Below are 20531 nucleotides of genomic sequence, written 5' to 3' on the forward strand. Positions count from 1 at the left end.
GGAGGGACCTTACTCAGCGGTGGAGCTCAGATAACCTCTTTTGCGCTGATCTGCGCCTTGGCGCGATAGATCTGGTTGAGGAACAGCGAAATCGCGTGGGCCGCCACACCGGCGCGCTCACCGTCGATCATGTCGAAGCCGTGTCCCGCCCCGGGCAGCTCCAGGTAGCCGACCATCGAATGCGAGACCGCCCGCAGCCGCTCGACGAAGTTGCGCGCCTGCTCGACGGGGATGACGCTGTCCTTGCTGCCGTGAATCACCAAGAACGGCGGGGCATTTCGGTGCACACGCGCGATCGGCGACGCGTCGCGGTACACCTCAGGATGACGGGCGATGGACTTTTTGACCACCACCCGCTCTAGGAATTCGACGAACCGGTCACGCTCGGGGGTGGAGCGGTCCTCCCAGTCGTAGCGGCCGTAAATGCCGACGACCGCGTCCACCGAGCTGTCAGCGCCCTCCGGCAGCCGTCGCTCGAACTGTGGGTCATCGGGGGTCAGTCCGGCCAGCGCGGACAGGTGCCCGCCCGCCGAACAGCCTGCCACCGCGACGAATTCGCGATCACCGCCGAACTTGTCGACGTTGGCACGCGCCCACGCGATCGCGGTCTTGACGTCGGTGATGTGTCGCGGCCAGCGGTGATACGGCGCGACGCGGTAGTCGATCGCCAGGCACACCCAGCCCATCTCTGCCAACCGTGACATCAGGGCGGTGCCCTGCATCATGCTTCGCCCGTGCACCCAGGCGCCGCCGGGGACGAAGATGAGCACCGGCGCGGGTTGGGCCGGCAGATCCTTGCGCCGCCACACATCGAGCACCTGCGCTGGGTGGTCCCCGTAGTGGACCGCCCGGCGGTACAGGTAACGGCGCTGCCGTAATGCCTCCCAGATCGGCGGCGTTTTCTCGGCGACGGGCCATTCGAGATCGAGGTCCGCGGCCGACACGACTCCGCGCAGGGCCGCGACGGAGACCTCGAGCGTGCTTTCCCGGTCCCGGCGACGCGCGTCGTTGATCCCGGGCGTCAGCCAGCCCTTCTTCAGCGCGGAGAAGGCCTCTGGCGCCTGCCGCGCGCCCCAGACACCCATCGCGGTCACGCCGCCCAGCGGTTCCAGGTGCTTTCCGACTACCGGTAGCGAAGCCCCGGCGACGCTTAGTGCCAGCGCATAGTCGGCGGGACGGGCCCGCAGCAACCATCGCAAACAAGGTGTCATGCTCGGTACCCTCGCCGTCATGTAGGGGACTGTACCCCGACGCCGCGGAGGGAAACTGACGTTCGCGTAGAAGTCCTAGACAGGTTGTTCGGCTTTGCTGAGCGAGGCGCTCGCGGCACGTCGGCGCACCGCGATCAGACGCGCTCCATAACCGATCGCGCTCACCGCGAACATCGCCGCGGTAAGCAGCAGCCACCTGCCCAGGAAGGGCTGCTGGGTCTGGCCGGTCGCCGCCAGGTAGGTGGGTCCGCCCTGCTCGATGATGCCGGGTAGGAAAATCAGCAATGTCAGCCCAGCGCCCAGGGTAGGAATTCGAATATAGTTGCGGACCAGCACTTTTGGGTGGCTGCGGGCCGGTCGCCCACCGGACCGGGCGGCCAGCGCGCGGTCGGCCAGCGCGTAGATCGGGAAGAACAGCAGGTCGTGGACGACGACGGCGGCGGCGAACCAGACCACGATCGACTGCCACCAGCTGCCGGAGTTCCACAAGGTCGCCGGCTTGAAGGTGGCCAGGATGTAGCCCAAAAGTGCGAAACCGGACACCATGGTCAGCAGATGCAGTGGATGAGATCCGTATACTGCGGTGAAACGTGTTGGGAATCTTGACATCTCAACCGGCTTCGAATTCGATGGCGGCCACCCATTTGGTGTTGTGCACGCCGGGCAGCGCGGGAACGATGATGCGGGCCGGATAGCCGTGGTCCAACGACAGATCAGCGCCGTTGACCCGCAGCGCGAGGAGCGCGTCAGGATCGCTAATCTGGTTGGCCTGCAACGTCGCCTCGCCGAATGCACCGCCTCGCTGCAGCGACACCACCCGCGCCGAGCGCGGAGCGGGGACGCCCGCGACGCGGGCAAGCTCGGCCAGCCGTACTCCGCTCCAGGTCTGCACGGTTGACCATCCCTCGACGCAGGCGATGGGCAGGCGCGCGGCGCTTTGCGGCATACCGGTCAGCCTGGCGCGGTCCAGCAGGACCTCCGCGGGACCGCCGCGCAGGGCCAACGACCAACCCTCGCCCACACTTTCGGGACTGATACCCGCGGCGACGGCGGTCTTGTTGACCGGAAAATCGCCGCGGCCCCGCCCCCGGGGCAGCAGCAGGGCGGCGCCGCGAGCGGCCCCGCCGACCGTCTGCCCGACCGTGAGAACCGCGATCAGCAGCGCACCGCTGCCGACCAACGCCAGCGCGCCACGCCTGCTCACCGTCGGTTCGGTCGGATCGACGGCCACCAGGCCGTCGGGATCGGCCGGCTGTGGGCGGGTGTCGGCGCGGCTAGTGCGCAAGACGTCGCGCAGCGACAGCGACCGCAACCCGGTGACCATGCGCGGCAGCTTGATCGCGATGTGCATCAGAAATCCGGTGATGAAGACCCAGGCTCCGAAGTAGTGGGCGTCGTAGAAGCTGAACCCGAAGATGTAGTCGTACTGGATGTTGAGCACGCCGGTGACGATCTCGAACAGGATCCCCCCGACCAGCATCACCAGCGACAACCGCTCCAGCAGCTGGGCGACCGATCGCGCCGGCGGCCAGACGAACAGCCGCGGGATCACCGACCACAACTTGGCCAGCACCACCGGGATGATCACCAGCCCGAGCCCCACATGAATGCCCTGGGTCAGGCGGTAGAGCCACGACGGTCGGGTGGGCCACGCGAAGAGGGGCAGTCGCAGCCAGCCGACGTCCGCGGGGATGGCCTGGCCGAATTGCGGGGCGTAGGCGATGTAGGACAGCAGTCCGGTGATCGTGACGATCGGCAGTGCGAGCAACAGCACCAGACCGAACACCGACGTCAGCCAGGGACCGCGCAGCGGACTGCGAAACCGGGCGAACAGGCCGTTCATGGCGCGGCCAGACTCGCAATCACCCGGCCGCTGATCAGACGAACGCTGGTCAACGTCAGACCGACTTGCGCCGCGAGAGTGGCGGCGCTGTCCACACCGACCGACGCCCACCGGAACCAGGGCCCGACATCGCAGGCCGACTCCAGGCGCACCCAGCGCTCGCGGATGCCGACGGCGTCGGCCTCGAACTCGGCCACGCAGCGCCCACCGCCGCGTAGCAGCTCGGCGGCGCGACCCAGGATCCGTCGCGGATCACCGCCCAAACCGACATTGCCGTCGACCAGCAGGACCGTGTGCCACCGACCCATGCCGGGCAGCGGCTCGAATACGTCACTCAGCAGGGCGGGCGCACCCCCGCGACCGGCCAACCGGATCGCGGTCGCGGACCGGTCGATGCCCAGCGCGGGAATTCCCCGCTCAAACAGCCGCGCGACCAATCGGCCGGGCCCACAACCCAGCTCGATCGTCGGCCCGCTGCACATCTGCGTGACGGCTTCGTCGAAGACCTCGTCCAGCGCGTCGGTCGGTCCGCCGTTTGAGGGACATCGGGCCCCCAACCAGCGGTGCGCCGGCAGCGCCCGGACCTCACCGTCCTCATGACGAATCCAACATCGCTCGCCGCCGAGCGCCCGTTCGTAGAGGTGCCCCAGCATTTCACGTCCCCCGCGTCGTACACGAACGGGCGCACCGACCGGGCGCCAGCATTTGAATCACTCGGATCGATACCCGGATCTCGCGCGGGTTAACCACGCCGATCAACGCGGGTCGCTCGGCGCGGCGAGATACGTCACACGGGTGATTCGGAGCCGAAGCAGCCCCGGACGGCTATGGATCTGGCCGAATGCGAAGCGGCTTTCGCGGTGTCAGCTGGCGCCATCGAACAAGAACCCCTCGAGCAACTCGTTCACCCGCGCCGGATCCTCCATCGCCGTGAGGTGCCCGATTTCGTCGAGAACCACAAAGGACGAGTTGGGGATGGAGTCGGCCATGGCCCGCGTCTCGGCCACCGGGAAGGTGGCGTCTTCGACGCCGGCGACCACCAGCACCGGGGCGGTGATGTGGTTGAGCAGCGCGTGCTGATCGGGTCTCGCGGGTACCACACTGCGCACCGCCCAGCTGCCCGAAGTGACGTCGACGGTTCGCAGGGTCGCACGTACGGCCTCGACGACGTCGGGCCGGGTGCGCAGCGTCGTCGACCCGAGGAAGCCGCGGACTACCGATCGCGTCAGCGGCGGTCGTATGCCCCTGAGGATTTTCGCCAACTGCAACATGGCCGCGTATTTGACCTTTTGCGGGAAACCGGCTTTCGATGCGGTGCAATTCATCAAGACGGCGCGGTCGAGGCGGCTCGGGTGCTGAGCGGCGAAGGTGGCCCCGATCATCCCGCCCCAGGAATTACCGACGAAGTGGGCCTTGTCGATGCCGAGCCCATCCATCAGGTCCACGACGCAGCGCGCGCAATCGGTGAAGCTGAACATCGCGCGCAGCGGCTCGCTGCCGCCGTGCCCAGGGGGGTCGATGAGCACCAGGCGGTTGTCTGCACCGAAGCGGGCGGCCTGGCCGGCCCACAAGTCACCCGTCATCAGCAGGCTGGGCCACATCAACACCGCGGGCCCGGTTCCCGGGCTGACCTGGACGCGGATCTTGCCGAGGACGGTATCGACAAACCGCGGAACCAACGTCGTCACTTCGCCTCCATGTTCACCGACAAGCCTAAGCACCGTCGCGGCGCTGACGTTGCCCTCACGGCGGGCGACAACACCTGCTTTCCTTCGGCAATACTGAACCAGTGCCGAACAGCGACGTTCACCCCGATTTGCGCCGGATCGCCCGCATCGCCCCCCGGCGACTGATCACTCCCCGGACATTGCCGATCATCCGGAAGTTGCTCGCGCTGAGAGCCCGTCGCTCATCCGGCGATGTCGAGGTCATCACCCTGGGTTCGGGAGCAGGCATTCGGCTGTTCCGGCCGCCCGGCGTCACCGAACCTGTTCCGGCACTGCTGTGGATACACGGCGGCGGCTACGTGTCAGGCATGGCGCAGCAAGACGATCGGCTGTGTCGTAGGTTCAGCACCAGGTTGGGCATCACCGTCGCGTCCGTGGAGTACCGCCTGGCGCCCGAACATCCGTATCCCGCGCCGCTCGAAGACTGCTACACGGCATTGACCTGGCTGGCCGGGCTTCCCGCGGTGGATGGGGAGCGAGTCGCGGTCGGGGGCGCCAGTGCCGGCGGCGGGCTTGCGGCAGCACTGGCGTTCCTGGCCCGGGACCGCGGCGAGGTCACCCCGATACTCCAAGTCCTCGCCTATCCCATGCTCGACGACCGAAGTTCCCTGACTGCCGAGAAGCCGAACTATCGACTGTGGGACACGCGCAGTAATCACTTCGGCTGGACGGCGTATCTCGGCGACGCCGATCCAGTGGTAGCCGTCCCATCCCGACGGGACGACCTGAGCGGGTTGGCGCCGGCGTGGATTGGCGTGGGCACCCACGACCTGTTCCACGACGAAGACCTCGCCTACGCCGAGCGCCTGCGCGGCGCCGGAGTGTCGTGCGAGGTCGAAGTCATCCCTGGCGCCTTCCACGGATTCGACGTAGTGGCATCGAAAGCGCAAGTGTCACACGGGTTTTTCGACAGCCAATGCGAGACTCTACGCGCTGCGCTGGCCTCGTCGGCGCGCTAGTTCGCCGCGTAGGCGATGGCGCCGCCGATGATCGTCGCGCCCACCAGCCCGGCGTCCAGCTCGGCCAACACCACCGCGGGCGGCTCGGTCGACACGCAGAGGTCTGCGGGCTGGCCCACGTCGATGGTTCTGATCCGACTCGGCTGATCGGCGTAACCGAAAAACATCGTCAAAGCTTCTGGCGCCGAGATACATTCGTCGCTGCACAGCACGGCTCCGGTTTCAGTGGTGCGGTGCACCGCGGCCCGCATCGCCGCCCACGGGTCCCCCCGGCCGAACGGCATGTCGGTCGACAGCGCCACGCGCACCTTGGCTTTTCGCAGCGACGCGAGCCGCCACAGCGCGGCGTGCTCGGCGGCGGGAATCTCGGCGAGGTACTGATCGCCCCGCTCGGCGACGAAATTGGGCTGAGTCACCACCGTGAGCCCCTCCGACTCGGAAAGGTCGGCCAGGTCGGCCAGGTTGTCGTCGTCGACGACCGCGGCATGCTCGATGCGATCCAGCGGGTGGCTACCTGCGGCGCGCAGGGCGGCGATGGTCACCACCAATTGGGCTGCGGTCACGCAGTGCACGGCTACCGGCTGTCCGTCGGCGTGGTGATCGACGATCCATCCGGTGAGCGACTCCAGGTCGAGGCGGTCATCGTGCAGGATTTTCTTACCGGGGGCCAGAAACGACACCCGTGGCGCGAACTCACCGTGCCGGTGTGCCACCAACAGCGACACCATGTCATCGGCGTCGAGATCCGGTGTGGCATCGGTGACTCCGGTGACACCGACCGCGGTAAGGCGCCTGCTGAGCTCAGTCAGGTCGGTGTCGTGCCGCCGCAGCGCCTCGGACCAACGGTCGCTGGCACGCAGCCGCCCGTCGGGGTGTTCGGCCATTCCGAGCCGCCGCAGTGCCGCGGAATTGAGGATCCACAAGGCGCCGCTGCGGTGCTGGACGCGCAGCGGAATGTCGGGCACCAGGGCGTCGAGCGCGGCGCGATCCAACTCACCGGCAACGGATTCGTGATAGCCGATCGCCCGGATCCATCCGTCGACATTCGGCGTGGCCCTCGATAGTTCTTGTATCAGTTGCTCTTTGGCGTGCACACGAGGCGGTCCAAGCGGCAGCGAATCCATCGCCGAGGCGGCCGAACGCAGGTGCACATGGTGGTCGTGCAGGCCGGGTAGCACGGTGCCGCCGCCCGCGTCGAGAACGGTCTCCCCGCGTCCGGCGGCCAGTCCGTCGCCTACCTCTTCGATCAGCGCGCCGACCCGGATGTCGGTGACCGTGCCGTCCAGCAATGTCGCTCGCCGGATCAGCATGTCAGGAGCCGTCTTTCGGACACCAGTCGTCGTACGGCGTCGTTGTCCGCGCCCAACTCGCTGGCCGGCCTGTGCGCCCCCGGCGCCGGGGGCGCGGGGGGCGGGCATTCCGAGTCCGATGCCGTGCTGGGCAGCGCCGCGTAGCCCGCGGCGGTCTCCACCATCGACACGTGGATCAACTCGCCGCCGCCGCGCGCCAGCGATTCGGTCACGGCCGAGGTCGCCTCCAGCCCCGTGAGTGGATCCGCGATGGCGTCGCCGCAGAACACCGGCCCTTCAAAGCCTGCGGGGCCGCTGGTGCCGACCAGGCCGCCCGCCACGGCGGCATCGTCACCGAAAGCGGGCCGTGCGGGGTCCTGGCCATACCCGCTGATGCGCAACCAGATTCGGCCCGCTCGCGGTGCAATGTGATCCGGTCCCAGCCCGCGCCGGGTCAGCGCCGCGGGCCGTGAGCCTTCGATCACGATGTCGGCGACCGCGAGCAGCTCGCGCAGCTCGTCGGCCTGGCTGTCGAAATCGAGGCAGTAGGACAGCTTTTCACCGTTCATCCAGTCGAAGAATTGGCGATTGCCTCCCCGCGTGCCGTCCGGGCGGCGGGGACTTTCGACTTTGACGACGGTGGCTCCGGCGTGGGCCAGCAGCTGCCCGCACAGCGGTCCGGCCCACATCGACGACAGGTCGGCCACCAGCAGGTCCGCGAACCTGCGCGCGGCCGCCCGGGTGCCGATCGGGTGTATCCGCGGCTGCGCTTGCACAACCTCGCCCAGGCCGGCCGCCGGGATGTCGAGCAGACTCGCCCGCTCGGTGATCCCCGATACGAGAGAGGTTGCGGCCCAATGCTCTAGCACCGGCCACGGGTCGACTGGCACCTTCTCGACCTCCAGCAAGGCGGGGACAGCGGCGATGTCGTCGGGGCGCGATAGCGTGAGCGCGCACCAGCCGTCGCGCGCCGAGAGCAGCCGGGTGCCACCACCGGCCGAGATCCGCCCGCCGCGGGTCAATCCGAGCAGTCCGGCACGCCCGGTCAGCAGGGTGGCCGCATCGACAGTGGCACCCAAATGCGTGCCGACCGCCGCGGCGACCTGCTCGGCGCGTGCCAGCACGTCGGCGCGGGAGAAGTCGGGGCTCCCGTTGGGCAGGCCGGTCAGGTAGGCCAGCCCGCTGCTTCCCCACTTGGACACCGCCGAGCTCACGGCCGCCAGCGTAACGCCGCTGCTCGCGAAGCGGTTAGAAGTGCAGCGCGCTGAACCGCCAGTCCAGCACCGCTCGATCGGGATCTCCGGCCGAGTCACTGACCGCATGCACCAGCGACCGCAGCCCCAGCACACCCCCATGCTCGGTTGGCACGGCCGACTCGACGTGTACCTCGCTGTACAGGGTGTCACCCTCGTACACCGGCCCGGTGTGATCGCAAGACACCCAGCCCAGCACCGTCCCCAGGTTCGGGAGCAGCCTGCTCGCCTGCGCGAGCGCCAGCCCGATGGTGTGTCCGCCATACACCAGGCGGCGCCCGCCGGCCCGCAAATCATGGTGTGCAGCAGCAATATTCAGGGTAAGCCTGGCCAGTTCGGGCGCGTTTGTGACGACGTCGCCGCTGCTGTGCAGCACCGCAGGAGCCATGGCGGCGTCGAAATGCGGTCCGGGAACCCGCTTTCGGAAGGCCGCGCCGTCCCATTGCGCGGCCGGATTCACGGCCGGCAGCGCCACCTCGGCGCCGATGGTGGACAGATCGTCGCTGGGTGCCTGATCGGGGTTCCAGTCTGGGCTGGCGGGCAACATGGCGCAGCGGTAGAAATCGAGCACCAATCGATCGGCCTGGTCGATCGTGATCATCCGCAGCGCCGCCAGCCCCGTCGGCGCGCGGCCAGGCTTGACCGAGTTGGCGCGCAGCCCAACCACTTCGGTCCGGGTGTAGAGAGAGTCGCCGATCACCGGGAACCGGTGAAACGTCAGCCCGCGGTAGAACAGGTTGGCTATGACCCGCTGGGTGACCAGGGTGCTCTGCCCGATCGCAACATCGCAGACCAGTCCCGGATGCGCCAGCGGCCCCGGCGCGCCGGTCACTGCGGTACACAGGCCGGTGTCCAAGGCCAGGCGCAGCCGGTCCCCCACGATCGCCTGATGAGCGGCGGCCATCCCCGCCGACAGCGTCGCCACCGGCGCCCAGTCGAAGACCTGGCCTCTCGAGAGGTCGTCGAAGTACGGCCCGCCTTCGCGGATCCCCGCATACCCGTTACCCGTCACAACGCCACATGCTGGCAGGCTGTCGAATCAGAACGCAACGCCGGAGGTGCTAAATGGCTGGGTCACAGGTGGACGACGACGAAGACATGCTGGTCGCCACGGTGCGAGCCTTCATCGACCGCGAGGTCAAACCGACCGTCCGCGAGGTCGAGCACGCCAACACCTACCCCGAGGCGTGGATCGAACAGATGAAGCGAATCGGCATCTACGGCCTGGCTATCCCCGAGGAATACGGCGGGTCGCCGGTGTCGATGCCCGGTTATGTGCGCGTGACTCAGGAGCTGGCCCGCGGCTGGATGAGCCTGGCCGGCGCGATGGGCGGGCACACCGTGGTCGCCAAGCTGCTGACACTGTTCGGCACCGAGGAGCAGAAGCGGACGTACCTGCCGCTGATGGCCACCGGCGAGGTGCGCGCCACCATGGCCTTGACCGAGCCCAGCGGCGGCTCCGACCTACAGAACATCTCGACCACCGCGCTGCCGGACGGATCCGGGGGGTTGCTGATCAACGGTGCCAAAACCTGGATCAGCAACGCGCGTCATTCCGGACTGATCGCGCTGCTGTGCAAGACCGACCCGAATGCCACACCGCGGCACCGGGGCATCTCGATTGTGCTCGTCGAGCACGGGCCGGGTCTGACGATATCCAGGGACCTACCCAAGTTGGGCTACAAGGGCATCGAGTCCTGTGAGCTGTCCTTCGACGACTTTGCCGCACCCGCATCGGCCATCCTGGGAGACCTTATGGGCGAAGGCTTTTCGCAAATGATGAAGGGGCTCGAGACGGGCCGCATCCAAGTGGCTGCCCGGGCCCTGGGCGTGGCAACCGCGGCGCTCGAGGACGCGTTGGCCTATGCCCAGCAGCGGGAGAGTTTCGGCCGGCCGATTTGGAAGCATCAGGCCGTCGGCAACTACCTCGCCGACATGGCCACCAAACTCACCGCCGCCCGCCAGCTCACCCGTTACGCGGCCGAACGCTACGACAGCGGCGACCGCTGCGACATGGAGGCCGGGATGGCCAAGCTGTTCGCCTCCGAGATCGCGATGGAGATCGCACTCAACGCGGTACGCATCCACGGCGGTTACGGCTACTCCACCGAGTACGACGTCGAGCGCTACTTTCGCGACGCACCCCTGATGATCGTCGGCGAGGGCACGAACGAGATCCAGCGCAATGTCATTGCCGGGCAACTGGTCGCCCGGGGCGGGATCTGAATCCAGCGCCCGACCACACCTTGTGCGCTATATTTGCCTGACTTGCGCACCAGCAAAGCGGCGCGGGAGTAAACCTGTTTGGTTCCGGAGGAACCCCAAGGAAGGCAGCTGCCATGAGTTATCCCCCAGGGCCGTACGAAGGTTCCCCCGAGTGGCAGGGCCAGCAACCCGAATGGCAGGGCCAACCGCAGCCGCCGGAGTGGCAAGGTCAGCCGCAGCAAGGCTGGCAGCAGCCGCAACAACCCGGGGGCTGGCCGGCCCAGCAGCCGGCGGGTTGGCAGGGTCAGCAGGAACCGGATAACTACCTCGTCTGGGCGATTTTGTGCACGGTCCTGTGCTGCCTCCCGTTTGGGATTGTGTCGCTTGTCTACTCCAACAAGGTCGCCGGGTTGTGGTCCCAAGGCCGGTTCGGCGAGGCGCAGGAAGCGTCGAGCAACGCCAAGAAGTGGGCGATCATCGGCGCAATCGCAGGTGGCGTCACCTATGCGATCATCGCCATCTTGTACATCGTCATCGCCGTGGTCGCCGTCTCCAGCATCCCGTCGACCACCACCACCACATTCTCCGGCTACTGAGCAACCCTTTGCGCGCCAACATAAGTCGCGTCCACTAATCCCCAGTCCAGCGCCGTGTCCGTGCCGACGGTGCGGCCGGACAACACCAGATAGGCCGTACGCCAGCGGCCGATGCGACGCGTGACGCTGACGGTGCCGCCGGCGCCGGGGATCAGTCCCAGACTCAGTTCGGGTAGTCCGAAGAGCGAATCTTCGTGCGCCTCAACCCATCCGCAGAATGCGGCCATCTCCAATCCGCTGCCCAGCACCCGGCCGTGTACGTCGGCGCGGCAGGCCCGGCCGAGCCTGGCGGTGAGCGCGTCGAGCGCCAAGGCCGGGCTATGACGAGTGCGGGCCAGATGCGCGCTCGCCGGGTCGGCGAAGGTGCCGAATTCGGCGAGGTCTCCGCCGCTGCAAAATGAGGGGCCGTTGCCGCTCAACACAATCCCGGTCACCGACGGATCCAGCTGCGCGACGGTCAGCGCCTCGAGCAGCGCGGCGCGCGCATCGGTGGAAAAGGCGTTGTGGCGTTGCGGCCGGTTGAACCGGATCCGCAGGGTGTCGCCGTCGCGCTCCGCCTGCACCGGGTCGGCGATCTCGGGCATGCGGGCCGGCCCGCGTTCCTCGAGCCAGCGGGCGAACTCCGGACCCGATTGCAGGGTCGAGTAGGCCAGCGATTCGGTCAGCACTGAAGCCAATGCCGGGCCGTCGGTCCGCACGGTGCGCAGCACATCGTCGCAGACGCTGCTGGCCTGCGGCCAGTGTTCATAACGGGTACGGAGCTCGGCCAGCGTCTCGGGAACCGAGTCGACGGTAACCACCCGGCGGTCAGCGCAGGCATCCTCGGTCAGCGTGAAAGTCGCTGTCTCTAGCCAGGATTGGCCTCGGGCAATCTCAGCGGCCGAGCCGACGCCGACAATCACACCCGGCGGCGATGCTGGGCCGTCCTCCGGCGCGCTCGACACTGAGTTCGATAGCTGGACCACCCGGAGCATCGGTCACACCGAGTATTTCTCGATCAGCCCGTTCTTGTAGAGCTTGCCGGTGTCGGTGCGCGGCAGCTGTGCCTCGAACGCGATCGAGCGTGGGCATTTAAAGTGCGACAAGTGGTCTCGCAGCCACGCCATCAGCTCGTCGGCGAACTGATCGGTGCCATCGGCTTCGTCGACGGTCTGCACGGCCGCCATGACACGCTGGCCCATCTCGTCGTCGGGCACCCCGAACACGGCCGCGTCCAGCACCTTCGGGTGGGTGACCAGAAGGTTCTCGGCTTCCTGCGGGTAGATGTTCACCCCGCCGGAAATGATCATGTGGTGGCGCCGGTCGGTCAGGTACAGGTAGCCTTCCTCGTCCAGGTAGCCGATGTCGCCGACGGTCGCCCAACCGTGCGTGTCGCGGGATGAGGCGGTTTTCGTTGGGTCGTTGAGGTATTCGAACGAATACCCGCCCTCGAAGTAGATCTCACCGGCCGCGCCGGCCGGCAGCTCGTTGCCCTCTTCGTCGAGAATGTGCACGGCGCCCCCCATCGGTTTGCCGACCGAACCGGGATGCTTGAGCCAGTCTTCGGCACCGATGAGTGTCGACCCGTGCGCTTCCGAGGATGCGTAGTACTCGTCGACGATCGGTCCCCACCAGTCGATCATCTGCTTCTTGATCTGCACCGGACACGGCGCCGCGGCGTGCATCACCCGCTTGAGGCTGGATAGGTCATACGAATCACGAACGCTCTGAGGCAGTTTCAGCATCCGGACGAACATCGCCGGGACGAACTGGCCATGGGTAACCCGGTGGCGCTGGATCGCGTCAAGGGTGCCCTCGGGGTCGAACTTCTCCATCACCACCGTGGTGATGCCACCGGCCTGAATGGTCATCGACCATACCGACGGTGCGGTGTGGTAGAGCGGGGCCGGGCTCAGGTAGACCGCGTCCGGATCCAGCCAGAACCCGACCAGGGCCGACATCATGCCCGGCGCCTGGTCCGGCGGGACATGCGGCAGTTCGCGTTTGATCCCTTTGGGCCGGCCGGTGGTGCCCGAGGAGTACTGCAGCAGGTCGCCCTCGATTTCGTCGTCGATCGGGGTATCCGGCTGTCCTTCAACGCATTCCGGGTAACGCTCCCAGCCCGGGAGGTCGCCTTCTTCGTCAGGACTAGCGATCAGCAACAGATCCGGTAGGCCGCCCGGTAGATGCTCGGCCAGGCCCGCGCAGACTTCCCTCAGCGCCGCCGACCCGATGATCGCCTTGGCGTTGCTGTTGTCGATGATGTAGGCGGCTTCGGCTGCCGTCAGGTGGGTGTTGATCGGCACGTAGTACAAGCCACTGCGCCGAGCCGCCCACATGACCGCGTGGTTGTGCTCGTTGTTCTCCATCAGGATCGCGACGCTGTCGCCTTCGCGCAGACCGGCCTTGCGGAACCGGTGTGCCAGCCGGTTGGCGCGAGCCTCGAGGTCGTCGAAGGTGACGACCGTCCCGGACGGATAGAGGATGACAGCAGGTTTGTCGGCGCCGATATAGGGGCGTATCTGCATGCGCCGACTGTACCGCCGCCGAAGTTGACGGGTGTTAAGTGGCCCGAAGACCGGTCCTCATCAGGCGTCAGCCGTGCGGCGCCTCAGAGATCTTGCTGTCCGGCTTGCCCAGCGTCTGGCAGTAGGTCTGCGCCGACAAACGCGTCGCGGAAATCTCCAAGGTGGTCGGGTCTTGGCCGCTCTTGTCCTTCAGCATTTTGCTGATCTCGTCGTTCTGCTTCTTCTCATCCTGGGTGGTGAAGTCCTTGCACTTGGTGTCGCCACCGGTGTTGATCACCTGCGACGCGGAGCATCCACTGAACAGAATTCCAGCCGCGGCAACCACAATCGTGAGCGCGGAGGGTGTCTTGGACTTCACAGACTTCATTGTCGGCCTTCCAGGAGGGGTGTTAGCTAGCTATACACACAAGCGTGCGCTCCCAAACACCCGACGGGAATCGAGGCATGGCGTTTGCCACGAAGCCCACTAAAGAAATCGGGCCGGCGCGTCTTGCGCGCCAGCCCGATTCACCGTGTTCTAGGGGGTCTTAGCCCGCCTTAGTCGGACTCCGCCAGCCGCTGCTTGAGCGCCTCGAACTCGTCCTTGACGCCGGTGGGCAGCTTGTCGCCGACGAACTCGAACCACTCCTCGATCAACGGCAGTTCCTCGCGCCATTCGGCCGCGTTGACCGCCAGCGCCTTGGTCACGTCGCCGCCCTCGATGTCGAGCCCGTCCAGGTCGAGGTCCTCGGCCGTCGGCACGATACCGATCGGGGTGTCCTGACCGCCGGCCTGGTGTTCGATGCGGTCGACGATCCACTTGAGCACCCGGCTGTTCTCGCCGAAGCCCGGCCACAGGAAGCCGCCACCCTCGTCGCGACGGAACCAGTTGACGAAGAACACCTTTGGCAGCTTGGAGTCATCGGCGTTCTTGCCCAGGTCGATCCAGTGCTGGAAGTAGTCACCGACGTGGTAGCCCAGGAACGGCAGCATCGCCATCGGGTCGCGGCGCACGGTGCCGACCTTGCCCTCGGCCGCGGCGGTCTGCTCGCTGCCCATGGTGGCGCCCATGAAGACGCCGTGCTGCCAGTCGCGAGCCTGAGTCACCAGCGGCACGGTCGTCTTGCGGCGCGCGCCGAACAGGATGCCGGAAATCGGCACACCCTCCGGGTCGTCCCACTCGGGCGCCAGAATGGGGCACTGCGACATCGGGGTGCAGTACCGCGAATTCGGGTGCGCCGCTTTGGTATCCGACTCGCGCAGGATCCAGTCGTTGCCCTTCCAGTCGATCAGGTGGTCGGGCTCGCCTTCCAGACCCTCCCACCAGACGTCGTTGTCATCGGTGAGCGCGACGTTGGTGAAGACGGTGTTGCCCGCCTCCATGGTGCGCATCGCGTTCGGGTTGGACTTCCAGTTCGTGCCCGGCGCGACGCCGAAGAAACCGAATTCGGGGTTGACGGCGTAGAGCCGGCCGTCCTTGCCGAACCGCATCCAGGCGATGTCGTCGCCGAGGGTTTCGGCGCGCCAGCCCGGAATGGTCGGCTGCAGCATCGCGAGGTTGGTCTTGCCGCACGCCGACGGGAAGGCCGCGGCGAAGTAGTAGGCCTTGTTCTCCGGGGAGATCAGCTTGAGGATCAGCATGTGCTCGGCGAGCCAGCCCTCGTCGTGCGCCATCGCCGAGGCGATACGCAGCGAGTAGCACTTCTTGCCCAGCAGCGCGTTACCGCCGTAGCCCGAGCCGTAGCTCATGATCTCGCGGGTCTCCGGGAAGTGGGTGATGTATTTGGTGTCGTTGCACGGCCACGGCACGTCCTTTTGGCCCGGCTCCAGCGGGGCGCCAACGGAGTGCAGCGCCTTGACGAAGAATCCGTCGTCGCCGATCTTCTCCAGGGCGGCCTTGCCCATCCGGGTCATCACCTTCATCGAGATGACGACGTATTCGGAGTCGGTGATCTCCACACCCAGCTTGGGGTCGTCGGCGCCGAGCGGGCCCATGCAGAACGGCACCACCCACATCGTGCGACCGCGCATGCAGCCGCGGTACAGCTCGGTCATGGTGGACCGCATCTCGGCCGGGTCCGTCCAGTTGTTGGTCGGGCCGGCGTCGATCTCGCGCTCGGAACAGATGAAGGTCCGGGACTCCACCCGCGCCACGTCGGATGGGTCGGACAGCGCCAGGTAGGAATTGGGGCGCTTCTCTTCGTTCAGTTTCTTCAAGGTGCCGGCCTCGACCAGTTGGGCGGCCAGCCGGTTGAACTCCTCGTCGGAGCCGTCAGCGAACACAACCCGGTCGGGCTGCATCAGCTCGGCAGCCTCCTCTACCCACGCCAGCAGCCCCCGATGATTGGTGGGTGCGGTCTCCAGACCGGGAATGGTCGCTGAGGTCATCGAACTCTCCTGAATTCATCTCCGTACGTGTGGGCATATTGTGAATGCGTATGCAGTGGCCCACACAAATATTGACATGGTGGCGTTAGCTACAGGCTATCGCGATCGCCTTGCTGGGGAAGGCCCGGGCGGGTATAAGCCTTCTCACATCAACGATTCAGAAGCGCCAAAAAGGTCAAGAATTGTCCTCATCCGCGCTCCTCGGGGCCGATTTAGCGGTTTCGGCCCCGTCGGCGTCGTCGGCGGGGCCATGGGGTTGAGGTATACCCGGTTGTCCAAGTTCTGCACGCACCGCATCCAGCGCCGCCGCAACGATGGGCATCTCGCGGTCCCGGGCCGCGGCGGCGCGGGCCGCGGCGATGGCATGCTCGCGCAGTTCGGTGTCAATGGCGCCAACCTGCTCCGACACCTGCTCGTTCTCGGCCTCCTCGCGGACAACGAGCCCGGTGCTCAGCAGCGACTCGGCGGCCAGCACGCGGGTCGCGACCAACTCCTCGACCACCGACCGCAGCGACGAGGTCAGATCGCCCACCCAGCGGTCCAGCAATGCGCGGTCATGCAGCAGGGCCCGCAGGTTGACCACCAGGAAGGTGACCGCGAGACCGACCGCGACGCACGCCACGGCGCCGGCGATCTCTACTGCCGGATTCAGCCGCCGGGCGACGCCGGCCACCAACCGGCTGAGCGTCAGCGCGACGCCCACCCCGAACCCGACTCCCAACAGCATCATCAGCCAGGTCTCCTGGCGCCGCGATTTCAGCGGCGGAGGCGCGACGTCGACCGCCGGCAGCTGGTCGACGGGCGGTAACTCCATCGGCATGTCCAGCTCGCGCGCGAGGTCGTCGAGGTGGGTGGTGGTGCCTTCGTAGACCTCGACGACCACCTCGGCGGCCCGGCCCCGCGCGTACGCCTCGAACCCGCCCATGTCTCGCCGGGGCAGACGGGCGGCGTCTTGTTGCAGTTCGCTGCGCACCGACGAGCAACGGTTCAGCGCGAGGTGCGACAGCTGGACCCGCGCCTGCTGGATCTGGCCGCGCGAGGTGATGGTGCGCTCGGATTTCAGTTGGCGACGCTCCCGCAGGGCGGTGCTGCGCTCCTCGCGCAGCGCGTCCACCCGGGCCCGCCGGCCGGCGCCGTCCGCGTCGCGGTCGAACCGCTGCGCGACCGTATGAAGCCGGGATTCCCAGGCGCGCAACCGATTTCGCCGCTCGACATCAGAAACGGCAAGCTGCGCCGAAACCGTGTCGACCAGTTCGTCCAGCCGCGACTCGCCCAGTTCGGGCGCGGCGGCCACACCTATCCACGGCACCTGGGCGTAGCGCGGCGCATGTGCGGCCAGCAGGTCGCGGTTGGCGCTGAGCGTGTCGCGCCAGGCGCGGTGCACGTCGATCTTGGACACCACGCCGACCACTACGTCGGTGTGCTCGGCGGCGGCGTCCAGCAGTGCACAGTCCGATTCGGTCAGGTGGGCGGCCGCGGAGACGACGAACACCACCGCCATCGGCGCCTCTCCGGACCGCAGATCCATCGACTCGACGAATTTGTGCTGGGGCAGCCGCTCACCCAGCGCGGTGACCACCCCGGTCACACCGGCCATCCATGGGCCGGTCACCACCACGACGTCGTGGCGGCTGATGGCGGGCGCATCCAGCTGCGGCCCGATCGCCGTCACCAGTTCGTCGACCTGGGCCGCCGAATCGCCAGAAGCCTTGTCGCTCACCATGACTCCCGGGTCCGCGACCACAGCCGCAGTGATCCTCGGGCGATGTCGCCAGCACAGGCGCGGTGCAACTCGCTCACCGATCCGCGGCCGTAGCGCTGCCACCGCACCGCCCGCGGCAGGTGATCGGCCGGATCGTCGCACCCGCCGACGACATGCCCGGCCGCCTCGGCCACCTCGACCGCGGCGGCCATCCGCGCGATCACCGTGTCGTCGCGGGACAGGAACCCGCTGACCTGCTCGCCGATCCCGGCAGTGCCAACGGCCAGGGCCTCCAACTCCGCGATGGCCCCGAGCATCCGCTGGTAGCGCACCTCGGCGCCGAGGGCCGACAACGTGGCGATGACCGCATCGATGCCACTCATCCGGCGCAGCAGCGCGCGGACCTGTGTTGGCGTGCTGCCCCGGCGCACCGCGGCAATACCCAGCGCGGTGCCGAACAGGTCCAGGGTGTCCAGCAGTTGCTGACGCGCGTCCGTCGGCACCGGGTTATCGGCCGCCACGAACCCCTCGAAGGAGCCGTCCAGGCAAGCGGAGCCGCCGGGATGGGCGGCCAGCGCCTGCAACGCCGACCACGACGTGCCGCCCAGCCCCTCGATCGCGGCAACGGCCAGCAAAGCGTTCATCGGTTCGAACCGCACTCCGACGAGCTCGGCGAGCTCGGCACACCGCGTCCGCGCGGTCGCGAGCGGCCCGGTCCCGGTGCGGCCCGCCAGCGGGCCGGTCAGATCGGCCTTGTTGAGCACGGCCAGCACCGGGCACCCAGCGATCGCGATCGCGTCGGCGTCCTCGGGTTTGACCACCTCGGCGATCACCTGGACGACCAAGTCGGCCTCGCCCGCGGATGGCATCACGGTGATTCCCGACACGGTCGCGGCCTGTGCCAGCGCGCGTGCCACGGTGCTGCGGCCCACCCCCTGGCGTCCGCGGACCGCCACCGCCAGCGGTGCGGCGGCTTTGTCGGCAATCGCGCTCACCCGCGCGTCGGCACACCCGCCAGCAAATCGCGCCAGCTCGTCGACGAAAACTTGGTGCCCCCGTACCTTCATGTCTTGCCTGCTCGATCCGATTGGCCGGCTTCCCCACCCCGGCGTTGCTCCCGCCGACTGCGGGGTCATCGCCAGCGCCAGGCCCGTTTGCCGGGCAGCCGATCGGGCCCCACCGAATAGTGGCACTTGCGTCACCGAGTTGCGAGCCACCGCTTATCTGTTACCAGTTGAAGGCAACTGTTGGGTATCAATCTGGACCAGGAGCGGCTACATCGGGGGTTCATGGGCCACGATGGACAAATGCATGCGCAACCCGGGGTCGGGACGTGTCCTGATGCACCGGTGGAGGTGGGAGCCGGCCTGGAGATTGAAGAAGGCATGACGCCAGCGCCAGAGTCTTCCGGTTCGGGTGCCCCTCAACGGGGCTATCTGCCGGCCACAAGTTTCCGCTCCAGGCGCTCCACCCTGTCCGGCACCCAGCGGGAGACCTGGGACCGGCTGTGGCCGACAGTGGGCCTGTCCGAAATCCCGAGCCGCTTTGAACCGCTGGACACGCGTGCCTGGTTTGGCCGGGAGGCGCCGCTGGTGCTCGAGATCGGCTGCGGCAGTGGCATATCGACGCTGGCGATGGCGCGCGACGAACCTGAAATCGACGTGATCGCGGTGGAGGTTTACCGGCGGGGCCTGGCCCAGCTGCTGTGCGCGATCGACCGCGAGCAGGTGCCCAACATCCGGTTGATCCGCGGCAACGGGATCGACGTGCTGCAGCATCTGATCGCACCGGCGTCGCTGACCGGAGTTCGTGTCTATTTCCCCGACCCGTGGCCGAAGGCACGCCATCACAAGCGCCGCTTCCTGCAACCGGCCACGGTTGGCCTGATCGCGGACCGGTTACTCCCCGGTGGTGTCCTGCACGCCGCGACGGACCACCCCGGCTACGCCGAGCAGATCGCCGAAGTCGGCACCGGCGAACCCCGGCTGAGTCGCGCCGATCCCGGCAGCCGGCTGCCGATCTCGATCGTCCGCCCTACCACCAAATACGAGATGAAAGCCCAAGAAGCGGGCAGCTCCGTATCCGACTTCATCTGGAAAAGACGATGAGTATGAGCCTCGCAGAACAAACGGCCGCCGCGGAATCCGCCGCTTCACCGGCGGCGCCGTCCAGCGACGACCTGAGCCTCGATACGCCGGCCCAGCGCGTGCTGCTGGTATGGGACGCTCCCAACCTCGACATGGGCCTGGGCTCGATCCTGGGCCGGCGCCCGACAGCCCTGGAACGTCCCCGTTTCGACGCGCTCGGTCGCTGGCTGCTGGCGCGCACGGCCGAGGTCAGCAGCGGCCGTCCGGGCGTCGTCGTCGAACCCGAGGCCACCGTGTTCACCAACATCGCTCCGGGTAGCGCCGACGTGGTTCGACCGTGGGTGGACGCGTTGCGCAACGTGGGATTCGCGGTCTTCGCCAAGCCGAAAATAGATGAAGACAGCGATGTCGACCGGGACATGCTCGAGCACATCGATCTGCGGCGTCGAGAAGGCCTCGCGGCGCTGGTTGTGGCATCCGCTGACGGCCAAGCGTTCCGTCAGCCGCTGGAAGAAATCGCACGCGACGGGGCCGCTGATGTGATCCCTGTCCAGGTGATCGGATTTCGCGAACACGCGAGTTGGGCACTAGCGTCGGATACCTTGGACTTCGTTGACCTGGAGGACATCGAAGGTGTCTTCCGGGAACCGTTGCCGCGGATCGGCCTAGATTCGCTGCCTGACCGGGGGGCATGGCTGCAGCCGTTCCGGCCGCTGGCCGCGCTATTGACCACGCGTGTGTGACACTGGAAAACCAATGCGCGGGTCGCTGTTAGTGATCCAGTA

19 protein-coding genes are annotated in these 20531 nt (G+C 67.3%); 5 read left to right on the forward strand and 14 right to left on the reverse strand.

Annotated features, from left to right (window positions below):
• Positions 1–26: 26 nt before the first annotated feature.
• The 5 genes from ACTXG5_RS04195 to ACTXG5_RS04215 all read right to left on the reverse strand — a co-directional run bounded on the left by ACTXG5_RS04195 (position 27) and on the right by ACTXG5_RS04215 (position 4655).
• Positions 27–1232 (reverse strand): alpha/beta hydrolase fold domain-containing protein, encoded by a 1206-nt coding sequence (locus tag ACTXG5_RS04195; protein ID WP_445162494.1) that lies wholly within the window; start codon positions 1230–1232, stop codon positions 27–29.
• A 54-nt stretch (positions 1233–1286) separates the two neighbouring features.
• A complete protein-coding gene (locus tag ACTXG5_RS04200; protein WP_445162495.1) occupies positions 1287–1820 on the reverse strand; it encodes a hypothetical protein in 534 nt (177 codons plus the stop codon).
• Between the two features lies 1 nt (position 1821).
• The gene (locus ACTXG5_RS04205; protein WP_445162496.1) at positions 1822–3054 is read right to left on the reverse strand and encodes a molybdopterin-dependent oxidoreductase; all 1233 of its coding nucleotides are present in this window, start codon (positions 3052–3054) and stop codon (positions 1822–1824) included.
• Positions 3051–3707: an SAM-dependent methyltransferase gene (locus ACTXG5_RS04210; protein ID WP_445162497.1), complete on the reverse strand. Its 657-nt coding sequence runs from the start codon at positions 3705–3707 to the stop codon at positions 3051–3053. The genes ACTXG5_RS04205 and ACTXG5_RS04210 overlap by 4 nt, the downstream gene beginning before the upstream one ends.
• Positions 3708–3917: 210 nt before the next feature.
• Positions 3918–4655: an alpha/beta fold hydrolase gene (locus tag ACTXG5_RS04215; RefSeq protein ID WP_445164256.1), complete on the reverse strand. Its 738-nt coding sequence runs from the start codon at positions 4653–4655 to the stop codon at positions 3918–3920.
• Positions 4656–4843: 188 nt separating this feature from the next.
• Between ACTXG5_RS04215 and ACTXG5_RS04220 the strand changes: the two genes are divergently transcribed.
• A complete protein-coding gene (locus ACTXG5_RS04220) occupies positions 4844–5740 on the forward strand; it encodes an alpha/beta hydrolase (protein WP_445162498.1) in 897 nt (298 codons plus the stop codon).
• Here the strand turns inward: ACTXG5_RS04220 and ACTXG5_RS04225 are convergent.
• Genes ACTXG5_RS04225 through ACTXG5_RS04235 form a run of 3 tightly spaced genes read right to left on the reverse strand, consistent with a single transcriptional unit; the run spans position 5737 to position 9294 of the window.
• On the reverse strand, positions 5737–7050 hold the full coding sequence (locus ACTXG5_RS04225; protein ID WP_445162499.1) for an amidohydrolase family protein: 1314 nt from the start codon (positions 7048–7050) through the stop codon (positions 5737–5739). The two genes, ACTXG5_RS04220 and ACTXG5_RS04225, sit on opposite strands and share 4 nt — an antisense overlap.
• A complete protein-coding gene (locus tag ACTXG5_RS04230; RefSeq protein ID WP_445162500.1) occupies positions 7044–8243 on the reverse strand; it encodes a CoA transferase in 1200 nt (399 codons plus the stop codon). Before ACTXG5_RS04230 ends, ACTXG5_RS04225 begins: the two co-directional genes overlap by 7 nt.
• Positions 8244–8277: 34 nt before the next feature.
• Entirely contained in the window at positions 8278–9294 is a 1017-nt protein-coding gene (locus ACTXG5_RS04235) for a MaoC family dehydratase (RefSeq protein ID WP_445162501.1), read from the reverse strand.
• Between the two features lie 53 nt (positions 9295–9347).
• Here ACTXG5_RS04235 and ACTXG5_RS04240 point away from each other — a divergent pair, with 53 nt between their 5' ends.
• On the forward strand, positions 9348–10508 hold the full coding sequence (locus ACTXG5_RS04240; protein WP_445162502.1) for an acyl-CoA dehydrogenase family protein: 1161 nt from the start codon (positions 9348–9350) through the stop codon (positions 10506–10508).
• A gap of 113 nt (positions 10509–10621) precedes the next feature.
• Positions 10622–11083, forward strand: coding sequence for a CD225/dispanin family protein (locus ACTXG5_RS04245; RefSeq protein WP_445162503.1), 462 nt, complete (start codon positions 10622–10624; stop codon positions 11081–11083).
• Here the strand turns inward: ACTXG5_RS04245 and ACTXG5_RS04250 are convergent.
• The 6 genes from ACTXG5_RS04250 to ACTXG5_RS04275 form a co-directional block, all read right to left on the reverse strand.
• Complete coding sequence (locus tag ACTXG5_RS04250) at positions 11077–12057, reverse strand: enoyl-CoA hydratase/isomerase family protein (RefSeq protein WP_445162504.1); 981 nt, start codon at positions 12055–12057, stop codon at positions 11077–11079. The genes ACTXG5_RS04245 and ACTXG5_RS04250 overlap by 7 nt on opposite strands.
• Positions 12058–12060: 3 nt before the next feature.
• The gene (fadD4, locus tag ACTXG5_RS04255) at positions 12061–13590 is read right to left on the reverse strand and encodes a fatty-acid--CoA ligase FadD4 (RefSeq protein ID WP_445162505.1); all 1530 of its coding nucleotides are present in this window, start codon (positions 13588–13590) and stop codon (positions 12061–12063) included.
• 67 nt (positions 13591–13657) lie between these two features.
• Positions 13658–13918, reverse strand: a complete 261-nt coding sequence (locus tag ACTXG5_RS04260) for a hypothetical protein (RefSeq protein ID WP_313863333.1) — start codon at positions 13916–13918, stop codon at positions 13658–13660.
• Between the two features lie 209 nt (positions 13919–14127).
• The gene (locus tag ACTXG5_RS04265) at positions 14128–15957 is read right to left on the reverse strand and encodes a phosphoenolpyruvate carboxykinase (GTP) (RefSeq protein WP_445162506.1); all 1830 of its coding nucleotides are present in this window, start codon (positions 15955–15957) and stop codon (positions 14128–14130) included.
• 175 nt (positions 15958–16132) lie between these two features.
• On the reverse strand, positions 16133–17680 hold the full coding sequence (locus tag ACTXG5_RS04270) for a hypothetical protein (RefSeq protein WP_445164257.1): 1548 nt from the start codon (positions 17678–17680) through the stop codon (positions 16133–16135).
• A complete protein-coding gene (locus ACTXG5_RS04275; RefSeq protein WP_445162507.1) occupies positions 17674–18726 on the reverse strand; it encodes a hypothetical protein in 1053 nt (350 codons plus the stop codon). The genes ACTXG5_RS04270 and ACTXG5_RS04275 overlap by 7 nt, the downstream gene beginning before the upstream one ends.
• A gap of 318 nt (positions 18727–19044) precedes the next feature.
• Between ACTXG5_RS04275 and trmB the strand changes: the two genes are divergently transcribed.
• Positions 19045–19767, forward strand: coding sequence for a tRNA (guanosine(46)-N7)-methyltransferase TrmB (gene trmB, locus ACTXG5_RS04280; RefSeq protein WP_445164258.1), 723 nt, complete (start codon positions 19045–19047; stop codon positions 19765–19767).
• A 2-nt stretch (positions 19768–19769) separates the two neighbouring features.
• Complete coding sequence (locus tag ACTXG5_RS04285) at positions 19770–20489, forward strand: NYN domain-containing protein (protein ID WP_445162508.1); 720 nt, start codon at positions 19770–19772, stop codon at positions 20487–20489.
• The last annotated feature ends 42 nt before the right edge of the window (positions 20490–20531 follow it).

Source organism: Mycobacterium sp. Dal123C01, from assembly GCF_052566995.1.